At 64.3% G+C, this 16,568-nt stretch carries 11 protein-coding genes; 10 read left to right on the top strand and 1 reads right to left on the bottom strand.

What is annotated here, in order from left to right; translation table 11 throughout:
* Window positions 1-29: 29 nt before the first annotated feature.
* The 10 genes from metG (at window position 30) to ABIB25_RS11190 (ending at window position 15,728) form a co-directional block, all read left to right on the top strand.
* The gene (gene metG / locus ABIB25_RS11235; protein ID WP_354528532.1) at window positions 30-1,844 is read left to right on the top strand and encodes a methionine--tRNA ligase; all 1,815 of its coding nucleotides are present in this window, start codon (window positions 30-32) and stop codon (window positions 1,842-1,844) included.
* 2 nt (window positions 1,845-1,846) lie between these two features.
* Window positions 1,847-2,686 (top strand): TatD family hydrolase, encoded by an 840-nt coding sequence (locus ABIB25_RS11230; RefSeq protein ID WP_354528531.1) that lies wholly within the window; start codon window positions 1,847-1,849, stop codon window positions 2,684-2,686.
* A 290-nt stretch (window positions 2,687-2,976) separates the two neighbouring features.
* Window positions 2,977-4,782, top strand: a complete 1,806-nt coding sequence (locus ABIB25_RS11225; protein WP_354528530.1) for a resuscitation-promoting factor — start codon at window positions 2,977-2,979, stop codon at window positions 4,780-4,782.
* Window positions 4,783-5,257: 475 nt separating this feature from the next.
* Window positions 5,258-6,022 (top strand): vWA domain-containing protein, encoded by a 765-nt coding sequence (locus ABIB25_RS11220; protein ID WP_354528529.1) that lies wholly within the window; start codon window positions 5,258-5,260, stop codon window positions 6,020-6,022.
* Between the two features lie 278 nt (window positions 6,023-6,300).
* Window positions 6,301-7,179: a protein phosphatase 2C domain-containing protein gene (locus tag ABIB25_RS11215; RefSeq protein ID WP_354528528.1), complete on the top strand. Its 879-nt coding sequence runs from the start codon at window positions 6,301-6,303 to the stop codon at window positions 7,177-7,179.
* Window positions 7,180-8,683: 1,504 nt separating this feature from the next.
* Window positions 8,684-10,672, top strand: a complete 1,989-nt coding sequence (locus tag ABIB25_RS11210; RefSeq protein WP_354528527.1) for an ATP-binding cassette domain-containing protein — start codon at window positions 8,684-8,686, stop codon at window positions 10,670-10,672.
* 133 nt (window positions 10,673-10,805) lie between these two features.
* Entirely contained in the window at window positions 10,806-11,795 is a 990-nt protein-coding gene (locus ABIB25_RS11205) for a DUF6636 domain-containing protein (protein ID WP_354528526.1), read from the top strand.
* 56 nt (window positions 11,796-11,851) lie between these two features.
* Entirely contained in the window at window positions 11,852-12,907 is a 1,056-nt protein-coding gene (rsmA, locus tag ABIB25_RS11200) for a 16S rRNA (adenine(1518)-N(6)/adenine(1519)-N(6))-dimethyltransferase RsmA (RefSeq protein ID WP_502919795.1), read from the top strand.
* On the top strand, window positions 12,904-13,812 hold the full coding sequence (locus ABIB25_RS11195; RefSeq protein ID WP_354528525.1) for a 4-(cytidine 5'-diphospho)-2-C-methyl-D-erythritol kinase: 909 nt from the start codon (window positions 12,904-12,906) through the stop codon (window positions 13,810-13,812). Before rsmA ends, ABIB25_RS11195 begins: the two co-directional genes overlap by 4 nt.
* Before the next feature lie 101 nt (window positions 13,813-13,913).
* Entirely contained in the window at window positions 13,914-15,728 is a 1,815-nt protein-coding gene (locus ABIB25_RS11190; protein ID WP_354528524.1) for an ABC-F family ATP-binding cassette domain-containing protein, read from the top strand.
* A 58-nt stretch (window positions 15,729-15,786) separates the two neighbouring features.
* Here the strand turns inward: ABIB25_RS11190 and ABIB25_RS11185 are convergent, their stop codons facing one another.
* On the bottom strand, window positions 15,787-16,524 hold the full coding sequence (locus ABIB25_RS11185) for an alpha/beta fold hydrolase (RefSeq protein WP_354528523.1): 738 nt from the start codon (window positions 16,522-16,524) through the stop codon (window positions 15,787-15,789).
* Window positions 16,525-16,568: the final 44 nt, after the last annotated feature.

Here is a 16,568-nt window from a genome sequence, read left to right as displayed (position 1 = left end):
GTTCGGCCGGCCGCACTAACCTACAAGTCATGAGTTCCATACTGACCGCGGTCGCCTGGCCGTACACCAACGGCCCGCGCCACATCGGGCACGTGTCCGGGTTCGGCGTCCCCTCCGACGTGTTCGCCCGGTACCAGCGGATGATCGGCAACGACGTACTGATGGTGTCGGGGACGGACGAGCACGGGACGCCGATCCTGGTGCTGGCCGATGCCGAGGGGGTGAAGCCGCAGAAACTGGCCGACCGCTACAACCGGGTCATCGTCGAGGATCTGCAGCAGCTCGGCGTCAGCTACGACCTGTTCACCCGCACCACCACCCGCAACCACTACGCCGTCGTGCAGGAGCTCTTCCGCACCGTCGAGCGCAACGGGTACATGGTGCCGAAGACGACGATGAGCGCCATCTCGCCGTCCACCGGCCGCACCCTGCCGGACCGCTACATCGAGGGCACCTGTCCCATCTGCGGATACGGCGCCGCGCGTGGCGACCAGTGCGACAACTGCGGCAACCAGCTGGATCCCATCGACCTGATCAATCCCAAGTCGCGAATCAACGGCGAGACACCGTCTTTCGTGGAATCCGAGCACCTGTTCCTCGACCTGCCGGCGCTGGCCGAAGCGCTCGGGGAGTGGCTGAACACCAGGACCGACTGGCGTCCGAATGTCCTCAAGTTCTCGTTGAACCTGCTGGCCGACCTCAAGCCTCGCGCCATGACGCGCGACATCGACTGGGGCATACCGGTTCCGCTGGACGGATGGCGCGACCGCGGCGACAAGAAGCTGTACGTCTGGTTCGACGCCGTGGTCGGCTACCTGTCCGCGTCCATCGAGTGGGCCCGGCGGTATGGCGGGGACCCCGATGCCTGGCGCCGGTTCTGGTCGGACGAGCAGGCCCGGCAGTACTACTTCATGGGGAAGGACAACATCACCTTCCACTCGCAGATCTGGCCCGCGGAACTGTTGGCGTACAACGGACTCGGTTCACGCGGTGGCTCGCCGGGGAGCCTCGGTGCATTGAACCTGCCGACCGAGGTGGTATCCAGCGAGTTCCTGACGATGAGCGGATCGAAGTTCTCGACGTCCCGGAACACGGTGATCTACGTCGGCGACTTCATCCGGGAATTCGGACCCGACGCGCTGCGGTACTTCATCGTGGCGGCCGGCCCGGAGAACCAGGACAGTGACTTCACCTGGGACGAGTTCGTCCGCCGTAACAACTTCGAGCTGGCGAACGAGTGGGGCAACCTGGTCAACCGCACGGTCTCGATGGCGCACAAGAACTTCGGCGAGATACCGACGCCCGGCACCAGGACCGAACTGGACACCACGCTGCTCAAGGCGTCCGAGGCTGCCTTCGCGACAGTGGGAGACCTGCTGGGCCGCAGTCGGTTCAAGCAGGCGATGGCCGAGGCGATGCGGGTGGTCGGCCTGGCCAACAAGTACATCTCCGACGCCGAGCCGTGGAAGCTGGGTGGGGATCCCGAGCGTCAATCCACCGTCCTCCACACCGCCCTGCAGGTCGTCGACGACGCCAAGACGATGTTGACCCCGTTCCTGCCGCACTCCTCCCAGGGAGTCTTCGAAGCGCTGGGTGGACAGGGCGTCTGGGCCGCCCAACCGGAGATCCAAGAGGTGACGGACTTCGACGACGACGTCGAGGGCGTTGGCGCGCCGCCGGTGCGGCGGTATCCGGTCATCACCGGCGACTACCGTCACCAGCTGGCGGTCTGGGCCCGCCGCGACATCGTGCCGGGCACCCCGCTGTCCAAGCCGGTCCCTTTGTTCGCCAAGCTGGATCCGGTGCTGGGCGAAACCGGGCCGTCCTGGGCCCCGATCGTCTGACGATGCCGCTGCACGAATCACTGCGCGGCCGCTCGCTCGCGGCGCCGCCGGAACCCCTGCCGGGTCCGGTCGCCGACGCGCACACGCACCTGGACGCGTGCGGATGCGAGAACGTGGATGACGTCGCCGCGGCGATGGCGAGAGCCAGGGCCGTCGGGGTGACGAAGGTCGTCACGGTGGCAGACGATCTCGAGTCGGCGGTCTGGGCCGTGCAGGCGGCGAACTGGCACCCTGACCTCTACGCGGCGGTCGCGTTGCACCCGACCCGTGCCGATCGGCTGGATGGAACCGCCAGGGCGAAGATCGAAGAGCTGGCGAACGACCCCAGGGTGGTCGCCATCGGCGAGACCGGTCTGGATCACTACTGGGAGGCCGCCCCGCACGACGTCCAGGCGGAGGCGTTCGCCTGGCACATCGATCTGGCCAAGCGCACCGGCAAGGCGCTGATGATCCACGATCGTGATGCCCACGACGCCGTCTTCGAGGTCCTGGACCACGAGGGAGCGCCCGAGCGCGTCATCTTCCACTGCTTCTCCGGCGACGCGGCGATGGCCAGGAAGTGCGCGGACGCCGGCTACGTGATGTCCTTCGCCGGACCGGTCAGTTTCCGCAACGCGGTCGATCTTCAGGCCGCCGCCGTGCTCGCGCCGGCGGATCTGATCATGGTCGAGACGGATGCGCCGTTCCTGACGCCCCACCCGCACCGCGGAAAGCGCAACGAGCCGTTCGCGCTGCCCTACACGGTCAGGGCGCTGGCGCTACTACGCCGGCAAGATGTGATAGGTCTGTGCGAAGAGGTGAATCGGACCACAGAGCGTGTGTACGGCATACGGGTGAATTGAGCACGGAAACCGGTGAAACGATCATGGGCGGGCAACCTCGCCCCAATCTGTGAACGTTCTAGAGGTTGCCCACCCGTGCCCGTGCCGTTACTGTCCTGTGATAACAGCCGGGATGGGGAAGTCCCGGGTGCATCGGGGCAGGTGCTGTCCGCGTCGCTCTGGAACGTCAGGGCGATGCACTCAACGCCTGCCCTTCGCATGTCGGCAGGATCGGTCATCGTCAAACGGACCGGTCGGCGAACTGCAGATGCACCTACCCCTGCCCGCACGGTTCGAGCTACGGATGTGACTTGGCTTCCAACAACGACGCGCACGACCCGCAGGACGGGTCGGCGCAGGCCTTCTTCGATCAGTTCGGAGCCCAGCCCCTCGCGGATGGCGCTGCGGAAGGATCCGTCCCCGCGGTAGGCGCTCCCGATGGCATGGCTCCCCATCTCGCAGCATCTGATGCTGCAGCGTCTGATGCCGCAGCTCCTGAGGTGACAGCGGCATCCTCGGAACCCTTTGCTACCTCGGACCTCACCTCCGAGCCGGTCGACGGCCAGGGCGAGAACGAACCCGAAAGCCTTGTCGTCCATCACATCCCGGCCACCGAGGCCGCGTCGGAGGCCACCGCGGTCCCCGTGCCCGCGCCGAAGGCGCCGAAGGCGAACCGCTGGCGCAAGCCTGCGTTGATCGGCGTGGCCGCGGTCGTGTGTGCACTGACCGTCGGCGGCGGCACCGTCGCGGCCCTGACCAAGACCGTCACGATCTCGGTCGACGGCACCCAGCGTCAGATCACCACCCTGGCCGGATCCGTGGACGGTGCCCTGGCGGCAGCCGGCCTCCAGGTCTCCTCGCACGACACGCTGGCCCCCGCCGGCGCTGCGTCGATCTCGGACGGTTCGCAGATCGCGCTCAATCGCGGTCGGCTCTTCACCGTGACGATCGACGGACGCGAGCAGCAGATCTGGACCACGGCGCGGACCGTCGACGAGGCGCTGGCCGAGATCGGCCGCAACCCGTCGGACTTCCAGTTGTCCGCGAACCGCTCCCGCACGATTCCCCTGGTCGGCCTGCAGATCACCGCGGCTTCGCTGCACACGGTGTCGGTGGCCGGCTCGCACGTCAGATCATCGAAGATGACGGTCACCTCGCCGGCCAAGACCGTCGGCCAGCTGCTCTCCCAGGAGGGCATCGTGCTGGGCCGGAACGACCGGGTGTCCCCGTCGCTCGGCACCGTGTTGTCCGACGGCGTGGCCGTGACGGTTCGCACCCTGCCGACCGTCGTCATCGCCGATGGTGCCGGGAAGGCCGCGGCGAAGGTGTCCGGCCTCCGGACCGTCGGTGACCTGCTGAAGGCCGAGGGGGTCAAGATCGGCAAGGACGACCTCGTCGCCCCCTCGCCGTCCACCGCGCTGAAGCAGGGTCTGCGGATCACCATCACCCGGGTCGGCTACCAACTCCAGACCAAGACCCAGGTGGTCGCGCAGCCGGCCGACCAGACCGTTGACGACGACTCGATCGACCAGGGCACGTCGGAGGTCACCCAGCAGGGTCACGCCGGCGCCGTTCAGATCACCTACCGCATGAAGGTCGTCAACGGGAAGGTCGGTGCGCCCCAGGAGCTGGGACGCAAGACGGTCAAGGAAGCGATCGGCACCGTCACCCACGTCGGTACCTACGTCGCTCCGGCGGTCGAGACGACCACCGCGTCCCCGACCACGGCGCCCAGTTCGTCGTCCTCGAGCTCGTCCCCGAGTTCGTCCTCGAGTCCCAGTTCCTCGAGTGCTGCGCCGACCTCCAGTGCTGCGCCGAGCACGAGTTCGGGATCCGCTGCGCCGGGTTCCGCAGACTACTACGCGGACTCCAGCCATTGGAGCGTCAACTGGGATGCCATTGCGCACTGCGAATCGACCAACAACTGGTCGATCAATACCGGCAATGGCTACTACGGTGGGCTGCAGTTCGACAGCGGAACGTGGCTGAGCAACGGCGGCGGCGAGTACGCCGATCGTGCTGACCACGCCAGCAAGGACCAGCAGATCGCGATCGCCGAACGGGTCTACGCGGCGCGTGGCCTTGAGCCTTGGGCTTGTGGGTACGCAGCTGGCTGAGATTCCCCTAGCGATTGGAACTTACGCAGCTGGGCGACGGTTCGATGCCACAACGCAGAAGTGTTTGAAGGGTTCGCCAACCTGAAGGAAGAGAAGGGCCATGAGCAAGCATCATGCAACGGAGCAGACATCAGAGAGCTTCGACGAGTCTTGGATTCGTGCGCTGGTCGGAACGTCTGACGGCGATCGAGCTCCACGCTCGTCGTACTATCAGGCGCTAAAACCTCGGGCACCTCGCCATGCCGCTGTGGAAGTTGCGCTGACCAAGAATCTAGACGGCGGAGCAATAGTCGTGCGGAACCACCCACGGTCTCGGCGCGCTTCGGTCCAAAGGATCGACGCTCTCATCGCCGAGTTGTGATCGATCCCTTCTGATCACGTCCCTCTATAACAGGACGGGACCGAGCTAGTACCTGGTAGTGTCCGTCTGCCGGGGGGGATCGCTCCGACCTGAGTGAGTCGGAGATGGATACCCATGGTGCGATGGACAGGACCGGTAGGGGTCGTCGGACGCCGAGTCTTCCCGTTCTACGTCGTCTGTGACGTCTCCCGTTCGATGTGGGATCCTGACTTCTTGGAGACGCCGGGAGTTCGTCGTGGTTCAAGGCATCTTGACGTTTTAACCCCGTTTCAGCAAATTGAACAGTCACTTCCGGGTCTAATCGAGACATTAGAGGACGACATATCAGTCCGCGACACGGCCCACGTGTCAGTAATTGCTTTCGGAGATGAGCCGCAAACCGTCCTCCCTCTTACTCCGCTAAATTCTGAGCAGTCGTCTGCCCTGGTGATCAGTCCAATGACCCGGCAATACTCGACAGACTATGTTGCGATTTTCAAACATCTTCAACAACAGATTCGTGAAGACGTTAGGAGGCTAATTGCAACAGGGTGCGAACTCTACACGCCAGCTATATACTTCATCACGGATGGGAATCCACAAGTACGTGGACGGATGCAGACAACATCAGACTGGATCCATCTGCGCGAGGGATTCGAAGATCCCAACTTCCCAGTCAGTCCGACCATAGTTGCGCTTGGGCTGGGCGACGTTGCCCCCGGTACAGTCCGTCAAATCGCAAGCGGGCGACCCAGAGGAATCGCCTGCATGGCAAATGGCCAGGCGCCTGATTCATTGCTCGCCGAAATCATCGAAAGCATTATGCATTCAATCGGCAATAGCTCAGGGTCGGGGCACTTAGAGTTCCGGGTGCCAGCAGGAATGACAAAGCTGACGTGAGCGCTGGTCTTCTGTTAGCCATTCTTTGCACCGTGACTGCCGCGCTGCTGGGGTACCTAAGCGGGATCATTCGCAGACGATCTACGTCGTTCAAGACCGATCCCATTGAACCGAATATAGGCGCCACTTTCGCGCGATCCCCAGCGCCTGCTGAAATGCAACCGTCGACTCTCCCTCAGCCAGAGGCAGACTCTTCCGAGATAATGGACGAGTCGCGCAAGCCGCGGGGTGGACGGCACTCGGTTTCGACGGTCACCACCAAGCCAACAATTATCCGGATGCCTTTGGGAACCAGCTCGGGAACAGCTGGACTCAGTGTTGACACAGGGCGCATCGGGCCGTTTGATGTCTATGCTGCCACCCAACTTGGCTTCGCTCATGCGGTGAAGTGCAATCCGCGGGAAGACTCCTACGCATTGGGTGGCGTCGAGGGCTGGACCGGTTGCATAGTCGCGGTCGCAGATGGCCTAGGCGCGGCCAGAAATTCACACGCAGCATCCCTCAAAGCAGTGCGTACTGCAGTCGATTTCCTGAGAGACCGAATTGTGCCTGGCCAAGTGCGGCTCGCTGAACAATGGACCGGTCTTGCTCCAGCGCTTGTCGAGGAGGTCTGCCTGCAATTGAGCCCACATGCGGTCGACTCCTACGCTGCGGTTCTGGGATACCGTCCGCTTCGAGATGTTCCGTCGCGAAAGGTGGAAACCGATCCGGCCTGCACTCTACTAGTTGCAGCTATTGAATTGGACAACTCTGGGATGGTCGAACTTGCGTGGGCCTCTGTAGGCGACTGTAGACTCGCCACGGTCGAACCCGAAGGTCAACTGAACTGGATTTCGGCTGTTTCCTTCGATGTCTTTCGTGGTCTCCGGGCAGGTTCGCTCGTGAGCAACGCTGTTGACTCGCTGCCAAAGGAGCCCCATCGCCTCCAGGCCGGCTTGGTCAAACTCTCGGCTGGCGCTACTGTGCTGTTCGCATCTGACGGCCTGACTTCAGCCATCGACCTGGCGCCAGACTATTTCGCCGAAGCCATCCGAGAGATGATAGATCTCAGAGTTCCTGCTCACACGTTCGGTGCACTCCTAGACTTTCAGATCCGTCAACTCTACGACGACAGAACGCTTGTTGCCGTCTCGCCCTTCCCCGCTGATGGTGGCTGATGGCCGACGCCCACGCCTATCCTGTCGGAGTGACTGTGGAGTCCTGGCGGTTGGGCGACCTCGTCAGAGTCGCTTCTGGAGGCACGGCGACCATCTGGAGATGCTCCTTCCAGGGGCAGGCGCAGTTGTTTAAGAGGTTCAACGACGACTACTTGGCCAGTCTCGATGCTAAAGTCCTATCCGACCTCGTGGAGTTCCCCTCGACTTTGCGGTCCGACGATCGAGATAGACTCCTAACCTTGTGTGCTTGGCCCTCTTCCCTGGTCTCAGCAGATGGGTTATTGGTGGGTGTTCTAATGCGTCCGGCCGATGAGGACTTTCAGACGACGAGGAAGGGTCGTCTTGAACCAAGGCATCTCACGTCGTTGGCCGTCGGCAGGACGGTTGCTCATGCCCAAGGGCGGGAGTATTTCGAGATGCCGCATAAGCTGGGGCGCCTGGGAGAGCTTCTGATGAATCTCCGATTCCTTCACCGGTTGCAAGTGGTCGTCGGAGATCTCCAACCGAAGAATATTCTGACTACGGGCCCCGCCCTCCCGGGGACCGCAGGGCCCGTTCGCAACCTGTTCATCGATTGCGATTCGTTTTTCCTACTGGGTCGGTCTGCCCATGAGGGTATGGACCCACTGCCGTATAAGGCGCCGGAATCTACGCTCTCTCAGTCTGCCCAGGGTGTTGAGTTCACCGTCAGGTCGGACTTGTACAAGTTTGCACTCATCGCAATGCGTTGTATTGCCGAGGATCTCGGAGCGTTCGAGGTTTCGACCGATCACTTAGGTCGATATCTCACCACAGATGATGTTTATCAGTTAGGCACCTTACTGGACGGGACGGGTAACTTCTCCGACCAGTTACTTGAGGGGTTAGGTCGTGGGTGGCGGTCATGTGTCGAGTTCGACGGACGTCTTCGAGGTAGGGAGTCCGAGGTTCACCTCGATGGCGGCCCGGCAGGTCAGGCCGTCGGGTCCGCCAGTTCAAGTCGTTGGCTCCAGCCTTGGCAGATAGTCGTGGGCCTTTCCCTGCTCCTCGCTATTTCGTCCATTGTCGTAGTGCTCGTGTATCTACAGTCCTGAGGGATCCTGGATTCGTCAACCACAACTATGTTGGAGCGTCAATGATTATCCAGGACAGTCTGTCGGTCGTCCATGGAGACCAGAGTTGGAACCTTGAGCCGGGAGTACACGTCGGCGGTGTCGACCAGGGGGGCAACTTCGCGCTCAGTGACCGCGAGGGCCCCACGCCCTGGTTCAGGTTTCGCTTCCTGGGCGGTTGGGTCGTACAACGTCTTCACCCTCGCGCGTGGTTCTGGGTCGACGGAGTTTTCATCGACGCCACTCGGCAGTTCAGTTTTCCGGCCTTGACTGCTGGATCCAGCACTATCCTGACTGTGGCGATCGATAGCCATCGGGTACACCTGCAAGTGACCCTTGCTGCGGCAGACATGCTAGTCCCGCTTACGAGTTCGCCGCCTATAGGTGAAGTTAGAAGCAAGGAGCTCTCGAAAATGACGGCAGGGGGCGGTGATCGAAAGGCTCCAGAAGATTCTGTGATATCCTGGGATCTGGTCAATGGCGTCGACGCCGTGGTGGGTCGGCGTGGTGGTCCGGCTGAGATCCAGCTAGACGGCGTAGATATCGAGCTCCAGCACGCGCGGTTGAGATGGAACGGCGAGTATCTCGACATCCGGAGCCTTGCGCCGCGCCTCCGCCCGATTGTCCGCAGTGTGCCGGTTCTCCAAGCCCGTGTAGGGCCGACTGAACAGTTCATGATCGGTCACGGAACGTTCCAAGTTAGCCCCGTCGGTCAATTGCTGCTGATGCCCAGAGGTGCCAAGGCTGGTGAGGCTCGCCTACGCCTGAGGGGTGTGACTCTACAATATCGAACAGCTAACGAACCCACGACACGAGACATATCTTTTGATCTGGGCTCGAATGAGGTACTCGCCGTGATTGGCCCTTCTGGTGCTGGTAAATCTACATTATGCGGCGCATTCACGGGTGGTGTGAATGTCGTTGCGGGTCGTCTGTTTTTGGGTGGGATCGACCTCTCGAAAGCGGGCGATCAGTTGATGAACTTGGTGAGTTTCGTTCCTCAACACCCGGACCTGTATGCCGAGTTGGGGGTTCGACAGTCATTGTTGCTGGTGTCACGGTTGCGACTTGCCGCTGATCTACCAAGCGACGAGAGAGCTCGCCGCGTCGAGGACGTCATTGAGCAGGTGCAGTTGGGAAAGGATGCTGAGAAATCGGCTGGGTCGCTCTCCGGGGGCCAGAAGAAGCGGCTTTCGATAGCGATGGAATTGCTCAGTGACCCTATGTTGCTGGTCCTTGATGAGCCTACGTCCGGCCTGGATGAAGGGTTAGACCGCAATCTGATGAGACTACTTCGTGACATCGCTGGACGCGGCTGCGCGGTCGTCGTGGTGACACATTCTATGGTAAATCTAGACCAAGCCGATATCGTTCTAGCCGTGGCAGCTGGCGGCCACCGCGGCTTTCTTGGACCTCCGTCTGAACTCTTGACAGCGTTTGGAGCGCAGGATTACGCGACTGTTATGGATCGCTTGCGGCAGGGTAGAGCTGTGGGTCAAGTGGACAATCTGACATCCCTGCCGGCCTTAGCTTCCGGATCGGTACCGTCGACGCCTGGCGCGACATCGAGTTGGCGCCAGTTCAGCACGTTGTTGATGAGGGAGTTCGCTCGTCAGCGAGCGGTCCTGAAATCAATAATCAGGACCGCGGTCCTCTACCCAATTATTGTCGTGGCATTGACCTATTCGGCCGCGTCGCATGGTTACTCCGTCGGACAGAGCCCAGGAGGCGCACGTGCGGCAGCCCTGATTCTCATCGTCTGCCTGACGTTCTTTTCCATGTCGTTGTCGTTTTCGTCCATTGTCGCTGACCGCGTAGTCCTCGTTCGAGAAGCACGCTGGGGCATTTCTGCCTACGCGGTGTTGATGTCCAGAATGCTGGCCTTCACGCCAGTGGCACTTTGGCTGGGTCTGTCCTCCGTGCTGGGGACCTTGTTGGTTGTGCCAGGGTCCGACCGCCCGCTGTTGCCGGGCCCGACCGGAATTCTCATCGTGGGGTGTTTGGTGCCGCTCACGGCGGTGTCGGTCGGACTGCTCGTGTCGACGGTCGCTGCGGATCTGCGGCAGGCTGTGTTCGTCCTGATGGGTCTCCTCGCTGCGGAGGTCGTGTTGACCGGGCTGGCAATACCGTTTCCGCCCGGGACATCCGGCGATGTATTGAGGATGGTCAGTACCCTCGTACCAACCCGATGGGCAGCCTCAGCGCTGGGGTCCGAGCTCGATCTCAACGCTGTTCCGACGCGCACAGATAGCTTGTCCCCTTCACCGTCCGGTCTGGACGCAATCTGGTCTCACGATCTGACTCACTTCTGGACTGCTGTCGGCGTACTGGGATGTGGGACACTCCTGCTGGCTGTGCTGGCGTCACTCGTGCTGTCCCAGCAGCTTCGGCGGAGGAGCTGAGTTCTCGGCCCAGAAGCCAGCGAATTCGTAGCCGCGGGGATCTGAACCAGTTGTGAGTGCGGCTGTATCATCTGGCTGAGTCCGAGAGTGACCTGTGTTGGCGGTGCTAGATCCAGAAAGGGGGGTGCATGACATGAAAGACTGCACAAACTGCGGTTCAACGGGGGAGACTGGGGCCTTCTGCAGCCGCTGCGGAGCGGACATCCGGGATCAGCGCCAGACTCTCTCAGCTTCCAAGAGTACTGGCGTCATCCCGATGATGCGGATGGAGATGCCACCGCAACGCTCTCGGTCGAAGGGTTGGTTGATAGGTGGGGCGGTGGCGCTGGCTGTCGTGGCAGTTCTTGTCGCCGCTGTAGTGGTGATATCGAAGAAGAGCAAGAGCGCCGATCAGACGGCTCTTCCTGCGCCCGCCGTCTCGTCTGCGCCCGCCGTCTCGTCTGCGCCGGCCAGCTCGTTAGTGAGCTCCGTTGCGCAGACCGCTTCCGAGGTGGCTCCCGCCAGTCCGCGCCCTGCCTCCGTGGCGAAGTCGTCGATCGCACGCGTTAAGACGTCAACGTCGATCAAGATTGTGCCGAGAACGGTTATCGTGACGTCGGTTCCCGGCCCGCTGCCCGTTCAGACCCGCACTCAGACCCAGACCCTTGTGGTAGTCACTGAAACGGTGGGGCAACCCTCCGTGCTGACGACATTCGTTACGCCGGTTCAGCCAACTTTAGGCATCGCCCTCGAGACGTTCTCGCAAGTCATCCCGCTAGGGGCATCCACGTTTGGTGAAAAGGGTACTTACGTGACCTTTAGTTCACCGGGCGGAATCCAGTGTGGTCTTGCTCCCAACGGAGCGCGGTGTGGGATTGCGGACCACTCGTACGCTGTACCACCGATGCCTCCAGGGCAGAGTTGCAAGTCGAACTGGGGATCAGTCTTCGACCTCAGCGATGCGGGCTCGGGTACCTTGGGGTGTCGCAGCTCAGATGGTCTGGGTGGCTCGGTGTTGGCCTACGGGTACAGCCTCACCGAGGGCAGCTACACCTGCGAGAGCCGTGAAACGGGGCTTACGTGCCGGAACGCGGCCAACGGGCATTTCTTCTCCATGTCAAGTAACTCCTACGGCCTCGGATGAAAGCAGGATGAGCTAACGGTCGGGCGCAAGGCGTTCGCCGTGTCAGGATGGTTGGCGTGCGTGATGACGATCCTCGTTCGGGGTTGGGGCAGCCAGCCGTAGGGGACAGTAGGTCCCGTCCACCCGAGGTGACCTTGCTGGGCGCGATCGAGATCCGGCGGCTCGCCGCGGAGCTGGATCTGCGTCCGACCAAGACCCTCGGGCAGAACTTCGTCCACGACGCAAATACCGTGCGGCGCATCGCTTCTGCCGCGAAACTGGATCCGTCGGGTCATGTCCTGGAGATCGGGCCCGGCCTTGGATCGCTGACGCTGGCCCTGCTGGAGACCTCGGCCACCGTCACCGCCGTCGAGATCGATCCGCGGTTGGCCGGGCTGCTGCCGGTCACGGTGGCAGCTCACGCGCCGAGCCGGACCGCCGACCTCACCGTCATCACCGCCGACGCCATGGCGCTCTCGGGGGCCGACATACCGGGCTCACCTTCTGCGCTGGTGGCCAACCTGCCCTACAACATCTCGGTCCCCGTGCTGCTGCACCTACTGGCCGAGCTCCCGTCCCTGCGGCGGGTGATGGTGATGGTCCAGGCCGAGGTGGCGGACCGGCTGGCCGCTCCGCCGGGCTCGCGCACCTACGGCTCGCCCAGTGCCAAGGCCGCCTGGTACGGCACCGCAAAACGGGCCGGAGCCGTTGCCCGCTCGGTGTTCTGGCCGGTGCCGGGGGTCGACTCCGCGCTGGTGGCCCTCGACCGTCACGACACCCCGCGGGTCGGCGACCGCAAGGCCGTGTTCGCGGTGATCGACGCGGCATTCGCCCAGCGCCGCAAGACATTACGTGCAGCATTGTCGGGCTGGGCCGGTTCGCCGGTGCGCGCGGAGGAGCTGTTGCGGGCGGCCGACGTGGACCCGGGTCTGCGCGGCGAGATGCTCGACATCGACGCCTTCGCCCGGATCGCCGACGCCCGACACGCTGCCGACCAGGCCGACCAGCAGCCGGACCAGGCCGACCAGCAGCCCGACCAGGGGGGTCAGCAGCCCGACCAGGCCGACCAGCAGCCCGACCAGGCCGACCAGCAGCCCGATGCGGCCGACCAGCCCGACCAGGCGCGCACGTGACGAGGCGACCGGTCGGGCCGGTCCGGGTCCGGGTGCCGGGCAAGATCAACCTGTTCCTCTCGGTCGGTGATCTGCGTGAGGACGGCTACCACGATCTGGTCACCGTCTTCCACGCCGTCGACCTGGTGGACGAGCTGACCCTCTCCGCCGCTCCGCGGAATACCGTGCGGTCCACCGGTCTCGCCGGGGTTCCGCCTGGCGCCAAGAATCTGGCCGGGGCAGCGGCCCGGCTGCTGGCCAAACGCACCCGCCAGGGTTCGCCGGTCGCGATCGACATCCTCAAGCAGATCCCGGTGGCCGGTGGGATGGCGGGCGGAAGTGCCGATGCCGCAGCTGCTCTCGTCGGGTGCGCCGCACTGTGGGGACTGGAACTGAGCCGTGACCAGCTTTCCGAGTACGCGGCCGAACTCGGCTCGGACGTGCCGTTCGCGTTGGCCGGCGGCACCGCCATCGGGACCGGTCGTGGTGAGCGGCTCTCCCCGGTGCTGGCCCGCACTCCGCTGCACTGGGTGCTGGCGATCTCGGACTCCGGGCTGTCCACCCCGGCCGTCTTCGGCGAGCTGGACCGTCTACGGGCGGCCGGTGACCCACCGCGGGTCGGCGAGGTCCAGGACATGCTGGCCGCGCTGAGCTCGGGCGACCCGACGAAGGTGGCTGCGATGTTGGGCAACGATCTGCAGGCCGCCGCGATCTCGCTGCAACCCGGCCTGCGTCGTACCCTGCGCGCCGGTGTGGCCGCTGGTGCACTCGGCGGGCTGGTGTCCGGTTCCGGGCCGACGATCGCCCTGCTGTGCGACGACCCGGTGGCGGCCGCCGCGGTCGCGGCGGAGGTCGCCGGTTCCGGGACCTGCCGCAGCGTCAAGATCGCCGCCGGGCCGGCGCCGGGAGCCAGGATCATCGCCTGACGCCCGGTGTCCACCAGGACTATTTCCACCGCCAGCATCGTTTTCAAGAACCGGGGTCGAACACGCCGCCCCGTCACCACGCAAGGAGCAGTTGCACCAAGATGGCCAATCTCGTCAATCTCGAATCAGCCACCGTCGTCCACGGCGTCCGCGCAGTCCTGTCGGACGTGTCGCTGGGCGTCCAGACCGGCGACCGGATCGGGGTGCTCGGCCTCAACGGCTCCGGCAAGACCACGCTCCTGACGGTGCTGGCCGGTCTGGTGCCGCCGGATACCGGCCGCGTCTCCACTCTCCGCGGCGTCACCATCGAGGTGGTCACCCAGTCCGACCGCCTCGAGCCGGGGGCCAGCGTCCGGGACATCGTGCTGCACACCTTCGGCGAAGGTGATCACGGCTGGGCTTCCGACTCGTCGGTCCGTGCCATCCTGGACGGTCTCGGGCTGGCCGGTATCGGTCTGGAAACGTTGGTGGACAACCTTTCCGGCGGTGAGCGACGCCGGGTCGCACTGGCTGCCGCGCTCGTCACCGACGCCGACCTGCTGATCCTGGACGAACCGACCAACCATCTCGACATCGAGGGTGTCGCCTGGCTGGCCGACCATCTGCTGGCCCGCCGGTCGGCCCTCGTCGCCGTCACCCATGATCGCTGGTTCCTCGATGCGGTGGCCGACACCACCTGGGAAGTGGTCGACGGCGGCGTGCAGATCCGCGAGGGTGGTTACTCCGACTGGGTTTTCGCCCGTGCCGAGCGGTTCCGCCTGGACCGGGCGGCGGAGGAGACCCGGAAGAACCTGGCCCGCAAGGAACTGGCCTGGCTGCGACGCGGTGCGCCGGCCCGAACCTCCAAGCCCCGCTACCGCATCGAAGCCGCCGAGGCCCTTATCGCCGACGTCCCCGAACCGCGGAACACCGTGGAGCTGCACAGCTTTGCCCGCAAGCGCCTGGGCAAGGACGTCATCGATCTCGAAGGTGTGACGGCCACCGTCCCCACCCCGTCCGGCGACCGGGTGCTGCTGGACGACGTCACCTGGCGGATCGGTCCGGGCGATCGGATCGGTCTGGTCGGGATCAACGGCTCCGGGAAGTCGACGTTGTTGCGGGTGCTCGTCGGCGACCGCGAAGTCACGAGCGGGCAGGTGAAGACCGGGAAAACTGCTGCCATCGGCTATCTCTCGCAGGACGTGGTCGAACTCCCCGCCGAACTACGCCTGCTGGAAGCGGTCACCGAGATCGCCGGCACCGTCAACCTCGGAGGCAAGGACATCTCGGCCGGGCAGCTCGCCGAGCGTTTCGGATTCACCAACCAGCACCAGTGGACCAGGGTCGCCCAGCTGTCCGGTGGTGAGCGGCGGCGGCTCCAGCTGCTGCGCATCCTGATGGCCGAGCCCAACGTCCTGATCCTCGACGAACCCACCAACGACCTCGACACCGACACCCTCGCGTCGCTGGAGGATCTGCTGGACTCCTGGCCGGGCACGCTGATCGTGGTCAGTCACGACCGGTACCTGATCGAGCGGGTGACCGACGATGTGGTCGCGCTGCTGGGCGACGGAAAGGTCACCCACCTGCCGGGTGGGATCTCCGAGTACCTGCGCCGCCGTGCCGCTGCTGAGGTCGGCTCCGTCGCGGGTGGGTCCGCGGTGGCGGGTTCGCCGGGGTCCGGCGCGTCGGGCAACGGCTCCGTGGTGGCGTTGGACGCTGCCGCCACCCGGGCGCTCCGCAAGGACCTGCAGCGGTGGGAAAAGAAGATGGAAGCCCTGCTGCGCAAGGAGAAGGACCTGCACACCCGGCTGACGAGCGTGGCGGCGGACTACGCCGCCGCTGCCGACCTGCAGGCGCAGCTCAAGGTGATCGACGGGGAGAAGGACGAGGCCGAAACCGGCTGGATGGCCGCGGCCGAGGCGCTCGAGGGCTGAACCCTGGGCGAACTGTCCGTCCCGGGGCGGGGTGAGACCGTCGTCAGGCGAGAGCTTCTCAGCCGGAGACGAAGTCCAGGATCTGGGCCGCGAAGTCGATCGGCGACGAGGTGTGCGGCTTCTTCGCGCCGGGCACCGTCGCGCGGATGGCGTCCGGGATGGCGGCCGCGATCAGGTCGAAGATCGCCCGCTCGCCGACCTCGGCGGCGCCGCTGCACAACACCAGCGTCGGTGCCGTGATGTCCGACAACGACTCCCACCACTGCGGATCGGCCTTGGCGAGCTGGTCCAGCACCGATTTGGCCCGGGAGAACCCCTGCAGGTTCTGCCGGAGCTTCCCCCGGCGCAGGGTCGTCACCGCTCCCGACAACGCCATGCCCGGTGACATCCGGGCGCTCGCAGGCGGACCCGACCGCGGTGGTGCCGTCGGCTCGGACAGGATCAGGCGTCGGACGAGATGCGGACGCGACGCTGCCAGGGTGGCGGCCAGATACCCGCCGAACCCGTGGCCCAGCAGGTCGATCGGGTCGCTGCCGAGGCTGGGGAAGATCTGCGACAGGTGGTCGACGAACGCATCGAGGCCCTCCCCGGGCACCGGGTCGCTCCGGCCGCAGCCCGGCAGGTCGACCGCCACCAGTTCGCGGGCGGCCCGCACCAGCGGTGTCGTCAGATGCTCGAAGGTCGCGGCCGACGCCCCGAGGTCGTGGAACATCAGCACCGGCTTGCCGGTGCCGTTGGAGTAGACCCTGATCTCGCGTTCGTCGATGAACAGATCATGTACAGCGCTGTACGTCACGGTGTCATCGTGCCTTGTTGTCGCGCATCTGGATAGACCGGATG

This window comes from Nakamurella sp. UYEF19 (genome assembly GCF_040546275.1).
GTDB lineage: Bacteria > Actinomycetota > Actinomycetes > Mycobacteriales > Nakamurellaceae > Nakamurella.
The sequence above is the reverse complement of the archived record's forward strand: the minus strand, read 5'-3'. Positions and strand labels throughout refer to the sequence as shown.